This window comes from Pedobacter jejuensis, from assembly GCF_003725795.1.
Taxonomy (GTDB): domain Bacteria; phylum Bacteroidota; class Bacteroidia; order Sphingobacteriales; family Sphingobacteriaceae; genus Pedobacter; species Pedobacter jejuensis.
In genome coordinates this window covers 138,005-154,305 of record NZ_RBEE01000008.1, presented here as the reverse complement: position 1 = coordinate 154,305, position 16,301 = coordinate 138,005, and the positions used below count along the sequence as shown (strand labels likewise).

Here is a 16,301-nt window from a genome sequence, read left to right as displayed (position 1 = left end):
ACTAAATTTTATAATTATGAAAAATGTAAGCACACCGAAGAACAATCCTACTACGCAAGGAAGTTCGATAGCAGACAGAGCTAATCACGATGTTAAAGTTGATAAGAAAATTCAAGGTATTACGAATGGCGGCGGACAACGTTCGGACCAAACATCTAACAAAGATAACCAGCGTAAGCACGATAATAAAAAATAACGTAATGGAAGATGTGAAATGTAAAATGGACAATGGTTAACACCTTGAAAGCTCCATCTTACATTTTACCTCTACCATATCCCATTTACCATCTTCCATTTTCCCTAAATTGGTTCACTTGCCAACGCAATAATATCATTTCCTTCCAAAATTTTTCTTCCGTTAGTATGGCTTAAGGTATTTATCATGGCATCAGCTAATTCTTGCATTGTACAAAAACCTGAAGAATAAATCGTTCTTCCTATTGGGAACAGCCAGTTAATGTATTTATAAAATTTATGGGCATGTTTTTGATTTTGTAGTGGCTTTATAAAACCAGGACGGAAATTGTAAACCTGTTCAAAGGGTAATTTCATTAAATCACTTTCCGTTTTACCTTTAACCTGAGCCCATTTTAGTCTGCTATTTTCATTTGTTCCACTGCCTGATACGTAACAAAATGTCATAGCTTCATTCAATTTAACCAGCGTTTTAGCGACGTGCATGGTTAAAGTATAGGTCATTTTGTAATAAGTTTCCTCATCGGCGCCAACCGAAGTAATCCCTAAACAAAAAAAGCAAGCATTGTAACCTGTAAGTTGATTTTCTATTGTTGCGAAATCAAAGAAATCTTGATGGATAATTTCCTTCAATTTGGCATGAATATATCCACAGGGCTTGCGGTTAATTACCAAAACAGAATTAATCTCTGGGTTATTTAAGCATCGCATTAAAACACCTTCTCCAACCATGCCGGTTGTACCTGTAATAATTACATTGTTTTCCGATCTTGATTTTCCCATAAAAAATTTATTTCATCAAACTTAGCACTAATTTTCTTCACCAGGCTTGATAAATTCTCTATAGCTTTTCTTTACATAAAGCAGTATTTGGTAATCGTTCATTTTCCGTACCTCAGTTGCCGATGGTTTATACTGCTTTATAAAGTTTTTTAAAGAATCTCCTTCTAGTTTAGTTATACCGGCAATCTTTTTAGCATCAAAACGGCGGTTAACGTAAGTTGTTTCTTCATCATTTAACTCAACTTTTTGCAACTTAGATATGGATGATTTATTCTTCGTAATTAAGCCAACGGTTTTTAAAACATCTAAGCTTACGATGGATGTAGTGGAATTAGAAACTAAATTATATCCAATTGTTGGATATTGCCAACCTTTTTGCACCAATACATCTTCTAGGGTAGGTGCTTTATAGGCAAATACTTGCTCATTATCTGCTCTCATTTTTAAAGAATCGGCAACGTAATCTCGTTTTGATAATATAGTAACATCATTCAAATCTATTGACGTTGCTTGAAGATAAACATTCAAATCTGGCAAACTGCTGTTTAAATTTAAGTCATATTCGTCATAGCCAAGCTTTTTTATTTTTACGGTTGATATTGATGGAATTTTCTCCAATTTAAATCTTCCATCAGCACCTGTAATTAGTTTGTTTACCATAACTAACAATCACCTGCTCAATCGGTAATTTTGATTGAGCATCTAAAACTTGTCCATTAAACTGTTGAGCATAAAGTTTATTCGATAAAATGAGTATGGATAGGAGGATAAATATTCGCATGCTTCGGGTTAGATTTAACTAAAGTAGAACATAAATTACTGTTGATATTAACTTTAACAAATCTTAACTTTTATAGTTTTATCGTTTAAGATTGTTACAAAAAAAAAGTCTCAACTTTAGTCGAGACTTTCAAAAAATGTTCAATTTACCTCTGTGTTGGTGGTTTCATTTGGTAATCATAAGGTGGTTGTACACCTAATAAATTTTGAACGAAATAATCCCATCTTCTTCTCATCATGTATGGCGAGTACGCACCATAACCATGTGCACTATTCGGAAATATTACCAAATCGAAAGATTTGTTTGCTTTTTCTAAGGCTTCTACAACTAGTAAAGTATTGTATGGCGGAACATTATCGTCCATCATTCCGTGAACCAGCATTAATTTTCCTTTTAAATTTTTAGCATAATTTTGATTGGCTTGTGCTTCATAATCAGCATTTTCAACTAAGCCATTATAACGTTCACCCCAATCATCCTCGTAGTTTCTATTCTCATGGTTTCCAGATTCTGAAATACCAACTTTAAAGAAATCAGGATAACGAAACATGGCTGTTGCAGTTGCAAACCCACCACCAGAATGTCCCCAAATACCAACTTTGGTGGTATCCATTGGATATTTAGCAGATAATTGTTTTATGGCTGTGATTTGATCGGGCAAAGTATTTTCTGCCATATTTCCGTAGCTCATGTCGTGGAAACTTTTTGAACGGTTTGGATTGCTGGTTCCTTCCATAACCACTACTATAAAACCTAATTCTGCCAGGCATTGATTATCTCCGCGAGATGTAGCAAACGACCAGCTTCCAACACTTCCGCCTTGCGGACCAGGATAAATATAGTCGATTACCGGGTATTTCTTGCTGGCATCCATCTTAGTTGGTGTAAAAACCAAGCCATAAATATCTGTCTTGCCATCAGAAGCTTTTACCGAAACAGGTGTTGGCGCTTTCCATCCAGTTGCTACTAATCTAGATATATCTGTTTTCTCTAACTCCATAATTAATTTTCCATCCATGCTGCGGAAATTACTTACAGATGGAACATCAGGCTGAGAATAAGTATCAATAAAATTCTTTCCTGACAGAGATATTGTAACTATGTGATTTCCTTCTTCTGGTGTTAAATCTGTTAATTTTTTTCCATCAAAACCAATTTTGTAAAAATGCCCGAAGTAAGGATTTTTTTTGTCTTGACCGTTTGCTATAAAATAAAGCGTACGGGTTTTTTCATCAACTTTAAGCAATCGGGTTACAACCCAATTTCCTTTAGTAATTTGGTTTTTAACTTTGCCTGTAGTTGCATCATATAAATACAAATGTCCCCAGTTATCTCTTTCCGAATACCACAAAATTTCTTTCGTTGCAGGTAAATAGCGCCAGTTAATAGCTCCCTGACCCGATTCAAATTGTGTTTTCACCGTTTCTTCAAATACTTCGCGTACAGCGCCTGTCGCAGCATTTGCAATGCGAAACTTCTCAATTTTATGGTCGCGAGAGGTGGATACAAATGCAACTTCAGATCCATCAGCTTTCCAGTCGATATCATCAAAAGTTCCACTGCTCGAAATATCGTCGCTCAAAGTGGCACGGTGTGGATCCGGCGGAATATTCAGCGAAATAACTTTCGGGTTTTCTACATCAATAACAACTCTTCTGATGGTAGGAATTTGCTTATCACCCGGTAAAGGATATTTCCATGCACTAAGTTTTGGCGAGCCAACATTTGTGCTTACCAGGTACATATCTTTCGTGTTTCTTTGGTCTTGCTGAAAGGTTGCTATTTTTTTTGAATCTGGCGACCAACGTAAAATTGCTCCATCGCTATGTTTCCAGCCGGCATTATCAGTTGCGTAACCGTAATCTTTTACGCCATCGGTTGTTAATTGGGTTAATTTTCCGGTTGCAATATCTTTAACATAAAGGTTATAATCTTTTATTAATATCGATTTTTTGCCATCTGGAGATACAACTTCCTCACTATTTCTACGTCGTGCTGGTGGTGGAGAAACATTTTTATATTCCGTAGTGATAGCTCTGGTTTTCTTACTAGGATCTACCAAATATGTTTGTACACCACTTTGATTGCGTGATACATACCAGAATTTATCATCTGCTAACCAATTTGGAGAAACTCCAGGGTTATCGATGTATTTTGCAGTATTGTAGCTTAAAAATGTTTCAGCATGTTCATAATCTTTTGCGGTAAGCGATGTGCCTTGTTGTGCATTGGCTGTAACCACTATTGCATAGGCCGCTGCAGACAGTAAATATTTATTCATATTCTTTTTGTTCTTGAGGATAAAAATAACACTGTTTTATAAATTGATTGGTATTAATCATGATACAAATAATTCCTAATCCTCGCTATTTTATCTGTTAGCCAATATTAGCCGTTTGTGATATAAATTTGCTTATTAATAAATGTTATATAGACATTTATCATTTTTTGATAACTTCGTTTTATTGATTTGGTTAAATAATATCGCCAAGTCCACATCAAATAAATTATAATCATACCACCCATAAATCTCAAAAAATGAGTTTTTCAAAACATCATCGCTTGCCGATACTTTTTTTATTGCTATCCGCATTTTTAGTTACAAATACTTCTGCTCAAACCAGGACTGAATATTTATTAGAAAAAAACTGGAAATTTAGTAAAGGCAATCATCCCGAATCTACCAAAGAAAATTTCAATGATAGTAGTTGGGAAACGGTTACAGTGCCACATGATTGGGCAATAAAAGGTCCGTTTGATGGTGCAAATGATAGTCAGGAAGTAGCAATTGTGCAAAACGGTGAGAAACAAGCTTCGAAGAAAACAGGTAGAACAGGTGGATTACCTTTTATTGGAAAGGCCTGGTACCGAAACACATTTACTGCACCAACTTTTAAAAAGGGCAAAAAGGCAGTTGTTTTAATTGATGGTGCGATGAGTTATCCTGTTGTATACCTAAATGGCGAAGAAGTTGGCCGTTGGGCTTATGGGTATAATTCTTTTTCGATTGATGTAACCGCTAAAATGAAAGAAGGTAAAAATGTTTTATCAATTGGATTGGAAAATTTACCAGAAGCTTCTCGTTGGTATCCTGGAGCTGGATTATACAGAAATGTACATGTAATTATAACCGAGGATGTGAGTATTCCAGTTTGGGGAACTTACATCACTACACCCGTAATTAATAAAGATTTTGCAAAGGTTAAGATTAACACCAAGGTGACTGCTGCAAATGGAAAATATGATGGCTTGAGTTTAAAAACCACCATCAAAAATGCCAAAGGAGAAACGGTAGCCACAGCAACCAAAACTTTAAATGATACAGATTTACAAGAATTTGAGCAAGATTTGATTGTTAGAAATCCTGCTTTATGGTCGCCAGAAACACCAAATTTATACCATGCAGAAACAAAGTTATATGCTGGAAAAACCCTTAAAGATGAATATTCAACAACATTCGGCATTAGAACAATTAAGTTTGAAGCCCAAAAGGGATTTTCATTAAATGGTGTTTACCGAAAGTTTAAGGGCGTTTGTAATCACCACGATTTAGGTCCTTTGGGGGCAGCAATAAACGTAGCAGCTTTACGCAGACAACTTACTTTACTACAAGATATGGGATGCGATGCCATTCGAACCTCTCATAACATGCCTGCTCCAGAATTAGTAAAACTTTGTGATGAAATGGGTTTTATGATGATGGTAGAATCTTTTGATGAATGGAAGGAACCCAAAGTTAAAAATGGTTATAGCCATTTATTTGATGAATGGGCAGAGAAAGACGTGGTCAATATGATTCATGCCAATAGAAATAGCCCATGTGTAGTAATGTGGAGTATTGGAAATGAAGTGCCAGATCAAGGAACGAAAAATGGCGGGAAAATCTTAAAATTCCTACAGGATATTTGTCACCGTGAAGATCCGACCAGGCCTGTAACGGTAGGTATGGATAGGATTCAAAATGCTTTGGATAATAACTTTGCTTCTGTATTGGATGTGCCTGGATTTAATTATAAGCCAATGCTTTACGAAAATGCTTATAATCGTCTTCCACAAGGTTTTATTTTAGGTACAGAAACGGCATCAACGGTAAGTTCGAGAGGAGTTTATAAATTCCCTGTAGAATTTTTTAAAATGAAGATGTATGATGATAATCAAAGTTCATCATACGATTTTGAATATTGTAATTGGTCGCAAATTCCTGATGATGAATTTGTAAAACAAGATGATTTAAAATTTGTAATTGGCGAATTTGTTTGGACAGGCTTCGATTACCTTGGCGAGCCTACACCTTATGATGAAAAATGGCCTTCGCACAGTTCGTATTTTGGGATAATCGATTTGGCTGGAATCCCGAAAGATAGATTTTATTTGTACCGTAGTAGATGGAATACCGAAAAACCAACCTTGCACATTGTACCACATTGGACATTTCCAGGTAGGGAAGGACAAGTTACGCCGGTTTTTGCTTATACCAATTATCCATCAGCCGAACTTTTTATTAATGGTAAAAGCCAAGGAAAACAAACTAAAAATAACTCATCTAATACCAACAGATATAGGTTAATGTGGAAGGATGTAAAATATCAACCAGGTACAATTAAAGTTGTAGCTTACGATGCCAGTGGTAAAGCCGTTGCAGAAGAAGTTGTTAAAACTGCTGGTAAACCACACCATATTTTGTTAGAAACAGATCGTAAAGCCTTAACCGCTGATGGTAAAGATTTAGCATATGTAACCGCTAGTATAGTTGATGTAAATGGTAATTTATGTCCGGATGCAGATAACAGTTTATCATTTGATGTTAAAGGAGCTGGACAGTTTAAAGTAGTTGCCAATGGTGATGCTACAAGTTTAGAACCATTTCATTTACCAAAAATGAAAGCTTTTAAGGGTAAATTGGTGGTAACCATACAATCAAGCGAGCAGGCTGGAAAAATAAATTTGCAGGTTTTATCAAAAGGATTAAAAGCAGGTAACTTAACCGTTGCGACTAGAAAGTAAATTCAAAAATGTCTTTGGTTTAAAAACCAAAGACATTTCTTATTTCGCGGAGAGGGCGGGATTCGAACCCGCGGTACCTTGCAGTACACACGCTTTCCAAGCGTGCTCGATCGACCACTCTGACACCTCTCCGTTTTTTTTGCAAAAGTATATTTTTTATTCAAAAAAAAATGCAAAACTCAGGCAAATTAAAACATATTTTGGTGTTAAAATTAGTCGATAACCGTAATTTTCAACATATTGGTTTTGCCTTTAGCTTCCATCGGGATAGCAGCGGTATTGATTATAATATCACCTTGTTTAACCAACTTTTTGCTTTTCAGGAATTCATTTACCTCGATAATTGTATTGTCGGTACTTTCAAATTTATCGTAATAGAAACCTCTCACACCCCAAAGTAAACTTACTGCATTTAATAAAGCCCTGTTGCTGGTAAATATAAAAGTTAAAGCTTCTGGTCTGTGGCTAGAAATTTCGAAAGCCGTATAACCACTTAATGTCATCGAAACAATACCAACAGCATTAGTTTGTTTAGCTAAGAAGCATGCCGAATCACAAATCGCATCACTTAAAAATGATGGAGATTTTGGTTTCAAAAATTTATCAGGATTAAATGGATAATTGTTTTGTTCGATGTTTTGAATAATTTTCTGCATCGTTTCGATAACGATTAACGGAAACTCACCAACCGATGTTTCACCACTTAACATTACTGCGTCAGCACCATCCAAAACAGAGTTTGCAACATCATTAACTTCCGCACGTGTTGGGCGAGGAGTAGTAATCATGCTTTCAAGCATTTGTGTCGCAACAATAACAGGTTTAGAAGCTGCTCTACATTTAGCAACAATCATTTTCTGTAACAACGGAACTTCTTCCATCGGGCATTCCACACCTAAATCTCCACGGGCGACCATAATACCGTCCGAAACAGCGATAATTTCATCGATGTTGGCAATAGCTTCAGGTTTCTCTATTTTAGCAATTACGCGAGCAGTTTTACCACGTTCGGCAATTATTTTTTTAAGTTCGATGATATCATCTGCCTTACGAACGAATGATAAACCAATCCACTCTACATCATTCTCTAAAACAAATTCTAAATTTTCACGATCTTCTGGTGTTAATGAAGGAATAGAAACTTTAGTATTTGGAAGATTTACACCTTTTCTTGAGGTTAAAATACCACCATGAACGATTTCGCAAACAACCTCATCTTTTAAGTTTGTAGAAATAACTTTCATTTGAAGCTTTCCATCATCCAAAAGGATTATTTCTCCTGCCTGAACATCTTGAGGAAAACTTTGGTAGGTGATATAAATACGTTCTTCATTACCAATACATTCCGTAGTAGTAATTACGGTTGTTTTGCCATTAATTAAGTTGATACCGCCTTCTTTTACCAAGCCGATACGAATTTTCGGGCCTTGTAAATCAGCCAGGATACCAACGTTATATTCGTATTTTTTATTTAAATCGCGAATGGTATCTAAAACTGCTTGATGATCGGCTTGAGAACCATGAGAAAAGTTTAATCGACAAACATCTAAGCCAGCGTTAAACATGCTATATAATACTTCTGGTTTAGCTGATGCAGGGCCGAGTGTGGCTACAATTTTTGTTCTGGAATGAAAAGGTTTCATTTAATATTTGATTTAGCAATGCAGTTTATACTCTTAATTAATTAGCTAAAATTAATTAAACTGCATTAAATTTTATAGATATTTTGTTGTGTATAGTTTTTTATAACCCTCAAATATAGTGTAATTAATACACCAAGTATATAATTTTTATATTACCAAATTCTCTTTCGATTTTAATTTAGTAGGTTCTATTTTTGCAGCTACCTGTATATCAGGGAGTTTGTTAAGTCCGTTAATTAAATAATCAAGATCTTCTTTATCAATAAATTCTTTTATAATAATAAAAAAATCTACGTTACTCATTTCCGGAACCAACACGCCATCGCTACTTTTATTGCTAATAAGGTAGTATTCTACATCGCCTTGCTCAACAAAAAAGTAATATTTAGAGAAAGACCAGGCCGGTTCATCAATGTTAAAAAAAATTTCATGATCCTCTACTTTAGCAAACTGTGTATTTAATCGCGTATTAATTTTGTGGCACAACACATAGTCTTTTAGCGGTGCGGTTACTGCAATTAATATGAAATCAAGGTCTAACGTTAATTTTAGATAAGTTTTATTCAAGTCGAAATAAATTATTTACAGAACGAAATTAAAAAACTAATTCTATATTCGCTTGTTATTTGAGAGCCAAATTTAGGTATCGAAATAAAAACATTTGAAAATTGTAAGAATTTATTTTTCTTTGCACAGAATTATTTAACCATTAAATTATAAAATTATGTCTGATATTGCTTCAAGAGTTAAGGCTATTATCGTAGAAAAACTAGGTGTTGACGAAAGCGAAGTTACGCCTGAGGCTTCATTCACCAACGATTTGGGTGCAGATTCTTTAGATACCGTAGAATTAATTATGGAATTTGAAAAAGAATTTAATGTAGCTATTCCTGATGATCAGGCTGAAACCATCGGTACAGTTGGTCAAGCAATCGCTTATTTGGAAAAAAACGTTAAATAGAATTACGCTTTTTCAGTATAAATGGAATTAAAAAGAGTAGTAGTAACAGGGTTGGGTGCGCTCACTCCTATAGGCAATAATGTTCCTGATTTTTGGGAAGGATTGACTAACGGGGTGAGTGGCGCTGCTCCTATTAAAGGTTTTGATACTGAAAAGTTTAAAACCAAATTTGCTTGCGAGGTAAAAAACTTTAATCCTGAAGATTTTTTGGAGAAAAAAGAAGCTCGTAAATTAGATCCGTTTGTACAATATGCTTTGGTAGCAACTGAAGAAGCTGTGAAAGATGGTGGTTTTGATTTTGAAAAATTAGATACCAACAGAATCGGCGTTATTTGGGGCGCAGGCATAGGTGGATTGAAAACTTTTTTAGATGAAATCTCGAATTTCGCTAAAGGAGATGGTACACCAAGATACAATCCATTTTTTATCCCTAAAATGATAATTGATATTGCTCCAGGGCACATATCTATTAAATATGGCTTACGCGGGCCAAATTTTGCAACTGTTTCGGCATGTGCTTCATCTACAAACGCAATGATAGATGCATTTAACTATATCCGCTTGGGTATGGCTGATGTGATTATCAGCGGTGGTTCTGAAGCCATTATCAACGAAGCTGGAATGGGTGGCTTTAATGCCATGCATGCATTATCTACGCGTAATGATGATCCACAAACTGCTTCTCGCCCTTTTGATAAGGATAGAGACGGTTTTGTTGCTGGTGAAGGTGCAGGAACAATTATTTTGGAAGAACTAGAACACGCCAAAGCAAGAGGTGCAAAAATTTATGCAGAACTTGTTGGTGGAGGTATGAGTGCTGATGCTAATCACATTACAGCTCCACATCCAGAAGGTTTAGGTGCCAGAATGGTTATGACTAATGCTTTAAAAGACGCGGGTTTAACTACTGCCGATATAGATTATATTAATGTTCATGGTACTTCTACACCGCTTGGTGATATTAGTGAAACCCGTGCCATTGCTGATTTATTTGGAGAAGATGCCTACCGCTTAAACATCAGTTCAACAAAATCGATGACTGGTCACCTGTTGGGTGCAGCCGGAGCTATCGAAGCCATTGCTGCAATTCTTTCTGTTAAAAATGATATTGTACCACCTACAATTAATCACTTTACAGATGACCCGGCATTTGACCCTAAACTAAATTTCACATTTAATAAAGCTCAAAAACGTACTGTTAGGGCTGCATTAAGCAATACTTTTGGTTTTGGAGGTCATAACGCTTCTGTGATTTTCAAAAAATATGAAGATTAGTTAAACCACTCCTGCTATATAATTTTGTATGCTAATTAAAAATAGATAACTTAGTTAAATATGCTGATTAGCCGTTAATTGTGTTATTTATTTAATGCCGATATTAAGATTATATAAACTTTATCTTTCTCCTGAAAAGGAGTTTGTTAAAAAGCTGAAAAACATTTTGGGATTTGTACCGGGAAATGTAACGCTATATAAAATGGCGTTCAGGCACCGTTCTGCTGCAAAAGTTCTAAAAAATGGATCACGCAGTAGCAACGAGCGATTAGAATTTCTTGGTGATGCTGTTCTAGGTTCTGTAATTGCTGAATTGCTTTTCAAACATTACCCATATAAAGAAGAAGGCTTTTTAACAGAAATGCGCTCGAAAATTGTAAATCGGGCAAATTTAAATCAACTGGCTAAAAAAATGGGTTTTGATAAGTTAATTCAATTCGACCAGCGTTCTGTAAGCATTCAAACCAAACACAACTCTATGTTAGGTGATGCATTCGAAGCAGTTATAGGCGCCGTTTACATGGACAAAGGTTATAACTTCACTAAAGACTTCTTACTTCGGAGGATAGTTAAACCACACATCGATATCCACACTTTAGAATTAACGGAAACCAATTTTAAAAGTAAATTAATTGAATGGTGCCAACGCCATGGTAAAGATGTGCTTTTTGAACTTGCTGCAAATGGCGAAGGCGAAAGTGCGAAACTATTTACAATTAGTGCAGTAGTTGAAGGTAAAAAAGTAGGCGTTGGTAGAGATTATAATAAGAAAAATGCCGAAAAGCTTGCCGCCGAAAAGGCGTGTGAAACACTAGCAATTTAACCCATTCATTAGTACAATTTAGTAATCAGAAATTAAAACTGAGCACTCGATTACTTTCCTTTTCCTAAAGTATCTATAAATTTCTTTGAAGATTCTTTTATATATTTTATGTAATCGTAGCTATTCCAATATTGTGCCTTTTGGAATTCCGGTCGATAATCTATCATGTATTTCTCTAAAGTATCTCCTCGTAGTTCGGTATTGTTTTTTATGATGCTTGGGTTAAAATACACATCAATTTGCGATTGTTTAATTTCATTATCTGCATATCTGCTAAACCTCCTTGCATTTTTAGGATCTTTACCAATCAAATTGTACAATCCGTTAATCGGATTAAATACAGCTGAAAGGAAAGATGATTTACCTCCATTAAAAACTCCTTTGCTTTGAAAATCTCTTTTAATATCAGCTAAATCTTGCTTTTTTGTACTCCCAAGGATGGTAACCTCATTTAGTGTTGTACTACCCCGAATCATATAAATCAAAATGTCTTGCCTTCCAAGAACCAAAATTCGTTGATCGTTTAAGTATGTTTTACCAATTTGTAGTGTATCGCCAATTGCAGCTTTAAGCTGAAACATGCCTAAATCATTACTGGTTACGCCCGTCTTTGTACGTAAGTTGGTAATGCTGGCAAGTGCAACCCGTACATTCGAACCTTTCTCCAGTACAACACCTTTTACAATAAAATCTTGCGCATTAACAATTGAAGAAATTGTAATCAAGCAAAGTAATATCGTTATAAATGGTAAGCGAACTTTCATTGAAAATAGTGTTTTGGGTAAAATTAACAAATGTTAACGTAGTAAACTGTTAAAATAACGTTAATGCTAGCGTTAATGTTTGTAGCTTATTCTTATTTAAGTATTAAAATTAATTTAAAATGACAGCACATAGTTAACGTCTGATTGCTACAACAAAGCAAAACTGTATATTAATTTTTTCTATCTTTGCGCATGATAAAATCCATGACAGGATACGGCTTAGCAACAGCCGATTATGCCAATGCAAAATATAGTGTCGAAATCAAATCGCTCAATAGTAAATTTCTAGAGCTGAATTTAAAATATCCTAAAGCCTTTTCTGATAAAGAATTAATTCTGCGTAATGTTTGTAGTAAAGACATCGAACGTGGAAAGGTAAGTTTAAGCATTACAGTAGAACGTAGTTCGGGTGAGGTTACTGGTGCTACTATAAATACAGTTTTACTAACTCATTATTATAATCAATTAATCGCCGCTAATGAACAGTTGAATGCAAATAGTACTAATTTGTTGCAAACCGCATTAACGTTTCCTGAGGTTATCAGCTATAAAGAAGAAAGCGTAAGTGAAGATGAATGGAATCAATTGTACGCTATATTTACTGAAGCTTTAGCCAATTTCAATAGGTTTAGAGAAGATGAGGGTGCAGTTCTAAAAGCTGATTTAGAATTAAGAATCAAAAATATTCTTTCCTACTTTAAATCTGTTGAAGCATTAGAACCTAAAAGACTAACTGCTATTCGCGATAAGTTTTCACAGTTTTTAGATGATGCTGTAGGTAAAGTGAATATAGATCAGAATCGTTTTGAACAGGAATTAATCTATTACATCGATAAAATAGACATTACAGAAGAAAAAACCCGTTTAAAAAGTCATTGCGATTATTTTGTTCAAACTTTAACAAGTAAAGAAGCTAATGGCAAGAAACTTGGTTTCATATCTCAGGAAATTGGTAGAGAAATAAATACCATGGGTGCCAAAGCAAATGATGCGCAAATGCAACAATTTGTAGTTGGTATGAAAGAAGAATTAGAAAAGATAAAGGAACAATTACTGAATGTATTATAAAAAGCTTAAAGTTTAAAGCTCAAAGACTTAAGCTTTGGACTTTCTGCTTTGAGCTTTATGCTTAAAAAAAATGAAACAAGGTAAATTAATCATATTTTCAGCACCATCGGGAGCAGGAAAAACCACAATAGTACATCACTTATTAACGAAGTTTCCTGAACTTAGCTTTTCTATTTCTGCAACAACCCGCGAACTTAGAGGTGCAGAGCAACATGAAAACGATTATTATTTCATTACTAAAGAAGAATTTCTTCATAAAGTTGCCCGTCAGGAATTCGTTGAATTTGAAGAGGTTTACAATGGCACTTTCTACGGCACATTACGATCAGAAATTGAACGCATTTGGAATGAAGGAAAACATGTTATTTTTGATATTGATGTTGAAGGTGGAATTCGTTTAAAAAGAAAATATGAAGATGATGCTTTGGCAATTTTTGTCCAGCCGCCATCATTAGAAGTTTTAAAAGAGCGTTTAAGCGGCCGTGGAACGGATAGTCCTGAAAAATTACAGGAACGTTTTGTTAAAGCAGAAAAGGAATTACTCTATGCTGATAAGTTTGACGTGATTTTAAAAAACTATGATTTGGCAACCGCCTGCGCTGAAGCTGAAAAACTGGTAGGAGATTTTTTAAGAAGTTAGCAGTTCGCAATTAGTAATTATCAGTTTTGGATCCATAATCCTCCGAGAGTAAATACCTTGGAAAACAATTTGAATATCTAACAAAGTATATGGGCGGTTTCTCTGATTTGTTGGCTTATAAAAAATCATTTGATTTAGCAATGTGTATTTTTGAAGTGAGTAAGTCTTTTCCAAAAGAAGAAATGTACTCTTTAACGGATCAAATAAGATGGTCTTCGCGTTCAACAAATATTTGTATGGTTGAAGCATATAGGAAAAGAAGATATAAGGCACACTTTATAAGCAAACTTTCTGATAGTGATATGGAAAACAGCGAAACTAAGGCGTGGTTAAAATTTGCGCTTGCGTGTAAATACCTTGGTGAGAATGAATATAATAAATTGACGTTACAAAGCGACGAGGTTGGAAAATTATTAAACCACATGATGAATAACCCTGAAAAATATGGCGTTGTTTAATTATTTTTTGGGAGCATCTAATTAAAAATTGCGAATTGAAGGTAATAACTGAAATTTCAAACTGAAAACTGAACAATGTCAACTGAATAATGTCAACTGAAAACCGTAAACTGAAAACTGGCCTATTCTTTGGTTCTTATAATCCCATACATACTGGGCATTTAATTATTGCAAATTACATGGCTAACCATACTGAACTTGATGAAGTTTGGTTGGTTGTTTCTCCACATAATCCTCTAAAAGATAAAAGTGGCTTAACCAATATGTACGATAGGCTTGAAATGGCAAAACTGGCAACCGAAAATGCAGAAAATATTCGTGTAAGCGATATTGAGTTTTCGCTACCCCAACCATCTTATACAATTGATACGCTGACTTATTTACATGAAAAATATCCTGAGAAGGAGTTTGTACTTATCATGGGGGCAGATAATTTGGTTTCGTTTAAGAATTGGAAGAATTATGGAATTCTGTTAAAAAACTACCAAATTTATGTTTATCCTCGGCCAGGTTCTGATGTTTCAGAATGGGAAAATCATCCTTCAATAACTTTTACAAAAACACCATTGATGGAAATTTCTTCAACTTTTATCCGCAAGGCGACAAAAGAAAAGAAGAATGTTCAATTTTTCTTACCTGATAAAGTTATAGATTTTATTGAAGGCAAGGGGATGTATCGTTAAAGGAAATTTAGTCGACTATTTCTTTAAGGTCTTTATACCTCAGAATAGCACCATTAGGATTTTCTTCAATGCCTACTTTCAAACCTTTTAATTCTGCTCCAGAATAACCTAAGCCTTTCGTTCCTTTAATTTTTTCAAGCTTATTCCAATTATCGACTAAAATGATACCTGTCGCATTAAAATCAGGGCCTTCTATATTTACATTTAAGAATTCTTTACCGTTATTTTCTTTGTAAGAATTTAAGATATAAATAATATTATCTGTGTCTCCTGCAATTTTTCTAGCTAATGCATCCTTGTAATTTTTGTTACTCGGCTCTAATCTTGTAAAAATTGAAGTTTGACTTTCATTGTTTTTACACGATGAAAGGATAGTTAAACAAATCGAGGCAATTATAAAGAGCGAGTTTTTCATTGCGTTCATTTTAGAAGTTTAATTATTCTAAGTTAAACATTTATAAGTAAACCCGATAGGTTTTTAAAACCTATGAGGGTTTAGATAGCGCACAATGATTAATACAACAAAAATATTGCTGGCTTTTTATGCAAATCTATCTCTTCTTTACGCCAGTTATAAATGCTTTGCGTTTTTATAAATTCATCTTCAGCGGTTAAATTACAAGCAATGCAAAGTTGTGTTTTAGGGTTACAACTTTTTAAAACTTCTTCGAGCATTTGATTATTACGAAAAGGTGTTTCGATAAAAATTTGTGTCTGTTTGTATCTACTAGCTGATAAATCTAAATCTTTAATGCGTTTGGTTCGTTGTTCTTTATCAATGGGCAAATAGCCCCAAAAGGCGAAACTTTGTCCGTTAAAACCAGACGCCATTAATGCCAAAAGTATAGAGCTTGGGCCAACTAGAGGTACTACTTTAATACCTCGCTTATGTGCTTCAGCTACAATATCAGCACCAGGATCTGCAATACCTGGGCAACCGGCCTCACTCATTAATCCAACATCTTTACCAGCTTTTAATTCTGTGAAAAATTGACCTAAGTCGGTTCTGTTATGCTTACCGTAATCATGAACTATTAAATCTTTCTGAGGAGTTTTCAAGCCTGCTTCTTTTAAAAATCTACGGGCTGTTTTACTATTTTCTACAATGTATGTATCAATTTGATTTATCGTATCAACCAGGTATGGTGTGAAAGTTTTGTGGGCTACCTCTTCTGCCAGAGGTACAGGAATTAAATATAGTGTGCCGTTTTGCATGTCACAAA

At 34.8% G+C, this 16,301-nt stretch carries 17 protein-coding genes and 1 tRNA gene; 9 read left to right on the top strand and 9 right to left on the bottom strand.

Annotation, left to right across the window (positions count from 1 at the left end; genetic code table 11):
- Positions 1-16: 16 nt before the first annotated feature.
- On the top strand, positions 17-196 hold the full coding sequence (locus D7004_RS05675) for a hypothetical protein (protein ID WP_123204902.1): 180 nt from the start codon (positions 17-19) through the stop codon (positions 194-196).
- 104 nt (positions 197-300) lie between these two features.
- On the opposite strand, the gene D7004_RS05670 is transcribed toward D7004_RS05675, so the two are convergent.
- The 3 genes from D7004_RS05670 to D7004_RS05660 all read right to left on the bottom strand — a co-directional run bounded on the left by D7004_RS05670 (position 301) and on the right by D7004_RS05660 (position 4,040).
- Positions 301-978 (bottom strand): Rossmann-fold NAD(P)-binding domain-containing protein, encoded by a 678-nt coding sequence (locus D7004_RS05670; RefSeq protein WP_123204901.1) that lies wholly within the window; start codon positions 976-978, stop codon positions 301-303.
- A gap of 27 nt (positions 979-1,005) precedes the next feature.
- Positions 1,006-1,638, bottom strand: a complete 633-nt coding sequence (locus D7004_RS05665; RefSeq protein ID WP_123204900.1) for a hypothetical protein — start codon at positions 1,636-1,638, stop codon at positions 1,006-1,008.
- 266 nt (positions 1,639-1,904) lie between these two features.
- On the bottom strand, positions 1,905-4,040 hold the full coding sequence (locus D7004_RS05660) for a S9 family peptidase (protein ID WP_123204899.1): 2,136 nt from the start codon (positions 4,038-4,040) through the stop codon (positions 1,905-1,907).
- A 257-nt stretch (positions 4,041-4,297) separates the two neighbouring features.
- On the opposite strand from D7004_RS05660, the gene galB reads away from it, so the two are divergent.
- Positions 4,298-6,763: a beta-galactosidase GalB gene (gene galB, locus D7004_RS05655; protein WP_123204898.1), complete on the top strand. Its 2,466-nt coding sequence runs from the start codon at positions 4,298-4,300 to the stop codon at positions 6,761-6,763.
- 47 nt (positions 6,764-6,810) lie between these two features.
- Here galB and D7004_RS05650 read toward each other — a convergent pair.
- The 3 genes from D7004_RS05650 to D7004_RS05640 all read right to left on the bottom strand — a co-directional run bounded on the left by D7004_RS05650 (position 6,811) and on the right by D7004_RS05640 (position 8,973).
- Positions 6,811-6,895 (bottom strand) — tRNA-Ser (locus tag D7004_RS05650).
- Between the two features lie 80 nt (positions 6,896-6,975).
- Entirely contained in the window at positions 6,976-8,406 is a 1,431-nt protein-coding gene (pyk, locus tag D7004_RS05645; RefSeq protein ID WP_123204897.1) for a pyruvate kinase, read from the bottom strand.
- A 147-nt stretch (positions 8,407-8,553) separates the two neighbouring features.
- Positions 8,554-8,973, bottom strand: a complete 420-nt coding sequence (locus D7004_RS05640; protein WP_123204896.1) for an IPExxxVDY family protein — start codon at positions 8,971-8,973, stop codon at positions 8,554-8,556.
- Positions 8,974-9,130: 157 nt separating this feature from the next.
- Here D7004_RS05640 and D7004_RS05635 point away from each other — a divergent pair, with 157 nt between their 5' ends.
- From D7004_RS05635 to rnc, 3 genes are all read left to right on the top strand, one after another.
- The gene (locus tag D7004_RS05635) at positions 9,131-9,367 is read left to right on the top strand and encodes an acyl carrier protein (protein ID WP_008508386.1); all 237 of its coding nucleotides are present in this window, start codon (positions 9,131-9,133) and stop codon (positions 9,365-9,367) included.
- Between the two features lie 21 nt (positions 9,368-9,388).
- Positions 9,389-10,642, top strand: a complete 1,254-nt coding sequence (gene fabF, locus D7004_RS05630; protein ID WP_123204895.1) for a beta-ketoacyl-ACP synthase II — start codon at positions 9,389-9,391, stop codon at positions 10,640-10,642.
- Positions 10,643-10,736: 94 nt separating this feature from the next.
- On the top strand, positions 10,737-11,465 hold the full coding sequence (rnc, locus tag D7004_RS05625; RefSeq protein WP_123204894.1) for a ribonuclease III: 729 nt from the start codon (positions 10,737-10,739) through the stop codon (positions 11,463-11,465).
- 50 nt (positions 11,466-11,515) lie between these two features.
- Here rnc and D7004_RS05620 read toward each other — a convergent pair whose 3' ends face one another.
- A complete protein-coding gene (locus tag D7004_RS05620; protein WP_123204893.1) occupies positions 11,516-12,229 on the bottom strand; it encodes a hypothetical protein in 714 nt (237 codons plus the stop codon).
- Positions 12,230-12,433: 204 nt separating this feature from the next.
- Between D7004_RS05620 and D7004_RS05615 the strand changes: the two genes are divergently transcribed.
- From D7004_RS05615 to nadD, 4 genes are all read left to right on the top strand, one after another.
- A complete protein-coding gene (locus tag D7004_RS05615) occupies positions 12,434-13,297 on the top strand; it encodes a YicC/YloC family endoribonuclease (protein ID WP_123204892.1) in 864 nt (287 codons plus the stop codon).
- 70 nt (positions 13,298-13,367) lie between these two features.
- Positions 13,368-13,937 carry a guanylate kinase gene (gene gmk, locus D7004_RS05610; RefSeq protein ID WP_123204891.1) on the top strand — a complete coding sequence of 190 codons (570 nt, stop codon included), beginning with the start codon at positions 13,368-13,370 and terminating at the stop codon, positions 13,935-13,937.
- An 89-nt stretch (positions 13,938-14,026) separates the two neighbouring features.
- Positions 14,027-14,395: a four helix bundle protein gene (locus D7004_RS05605; protein WP_123204890.1), complete on the top strand. Its 369-nt coding sequence runs from the start codon at positions 14,027-14,029 to the stop codon at positions 14,393-14,395.
- 89 nt (positions 14,396-14,484) lie between these two features.
- On the top strand, positions 14,485-15,078 hold the full coding sequence (gene nadD, locus D7004_RS05600; RefSeq protein WP_123204889.1) for a nicotinate (nicotinamide) nucleotide adenylyltransferase: 594 nt from the start codon (positions 14,485-14,487) through the stop codon (positions 15,076-15,078).
- 7 nt (positions 15,079-15,085) lie between these two features.
- On the opposite strand, the gene D7004_RS05595 is transcribed toward nadD, so the two are convergent.
- On the bottom strand, positions 15,086-15,502 hold the full coding sequence (locus D7004_RS05595; RefSeq protein ID WP_123204888.1) for a hypothetical protein: 417 nt from the start codon (positions 15,500-15,502) through the stop codon (positions 15,086-15,088).
- Between the two features lie 89 nt (positions 15,503-15,591).
- Positions 15,592-16,293 (bottom strand): SAM-dependent methyltransferase, encoded by a 702-nt coding sequence (locus D7004_RS05590; protein WP_123204887.1) that lies wholly within the window; start codon positions 16,291-16,293, stop codon positions 15,592-15,594.
- Positions 16,294-16,301: the final 8 nt, after the last annotated feature.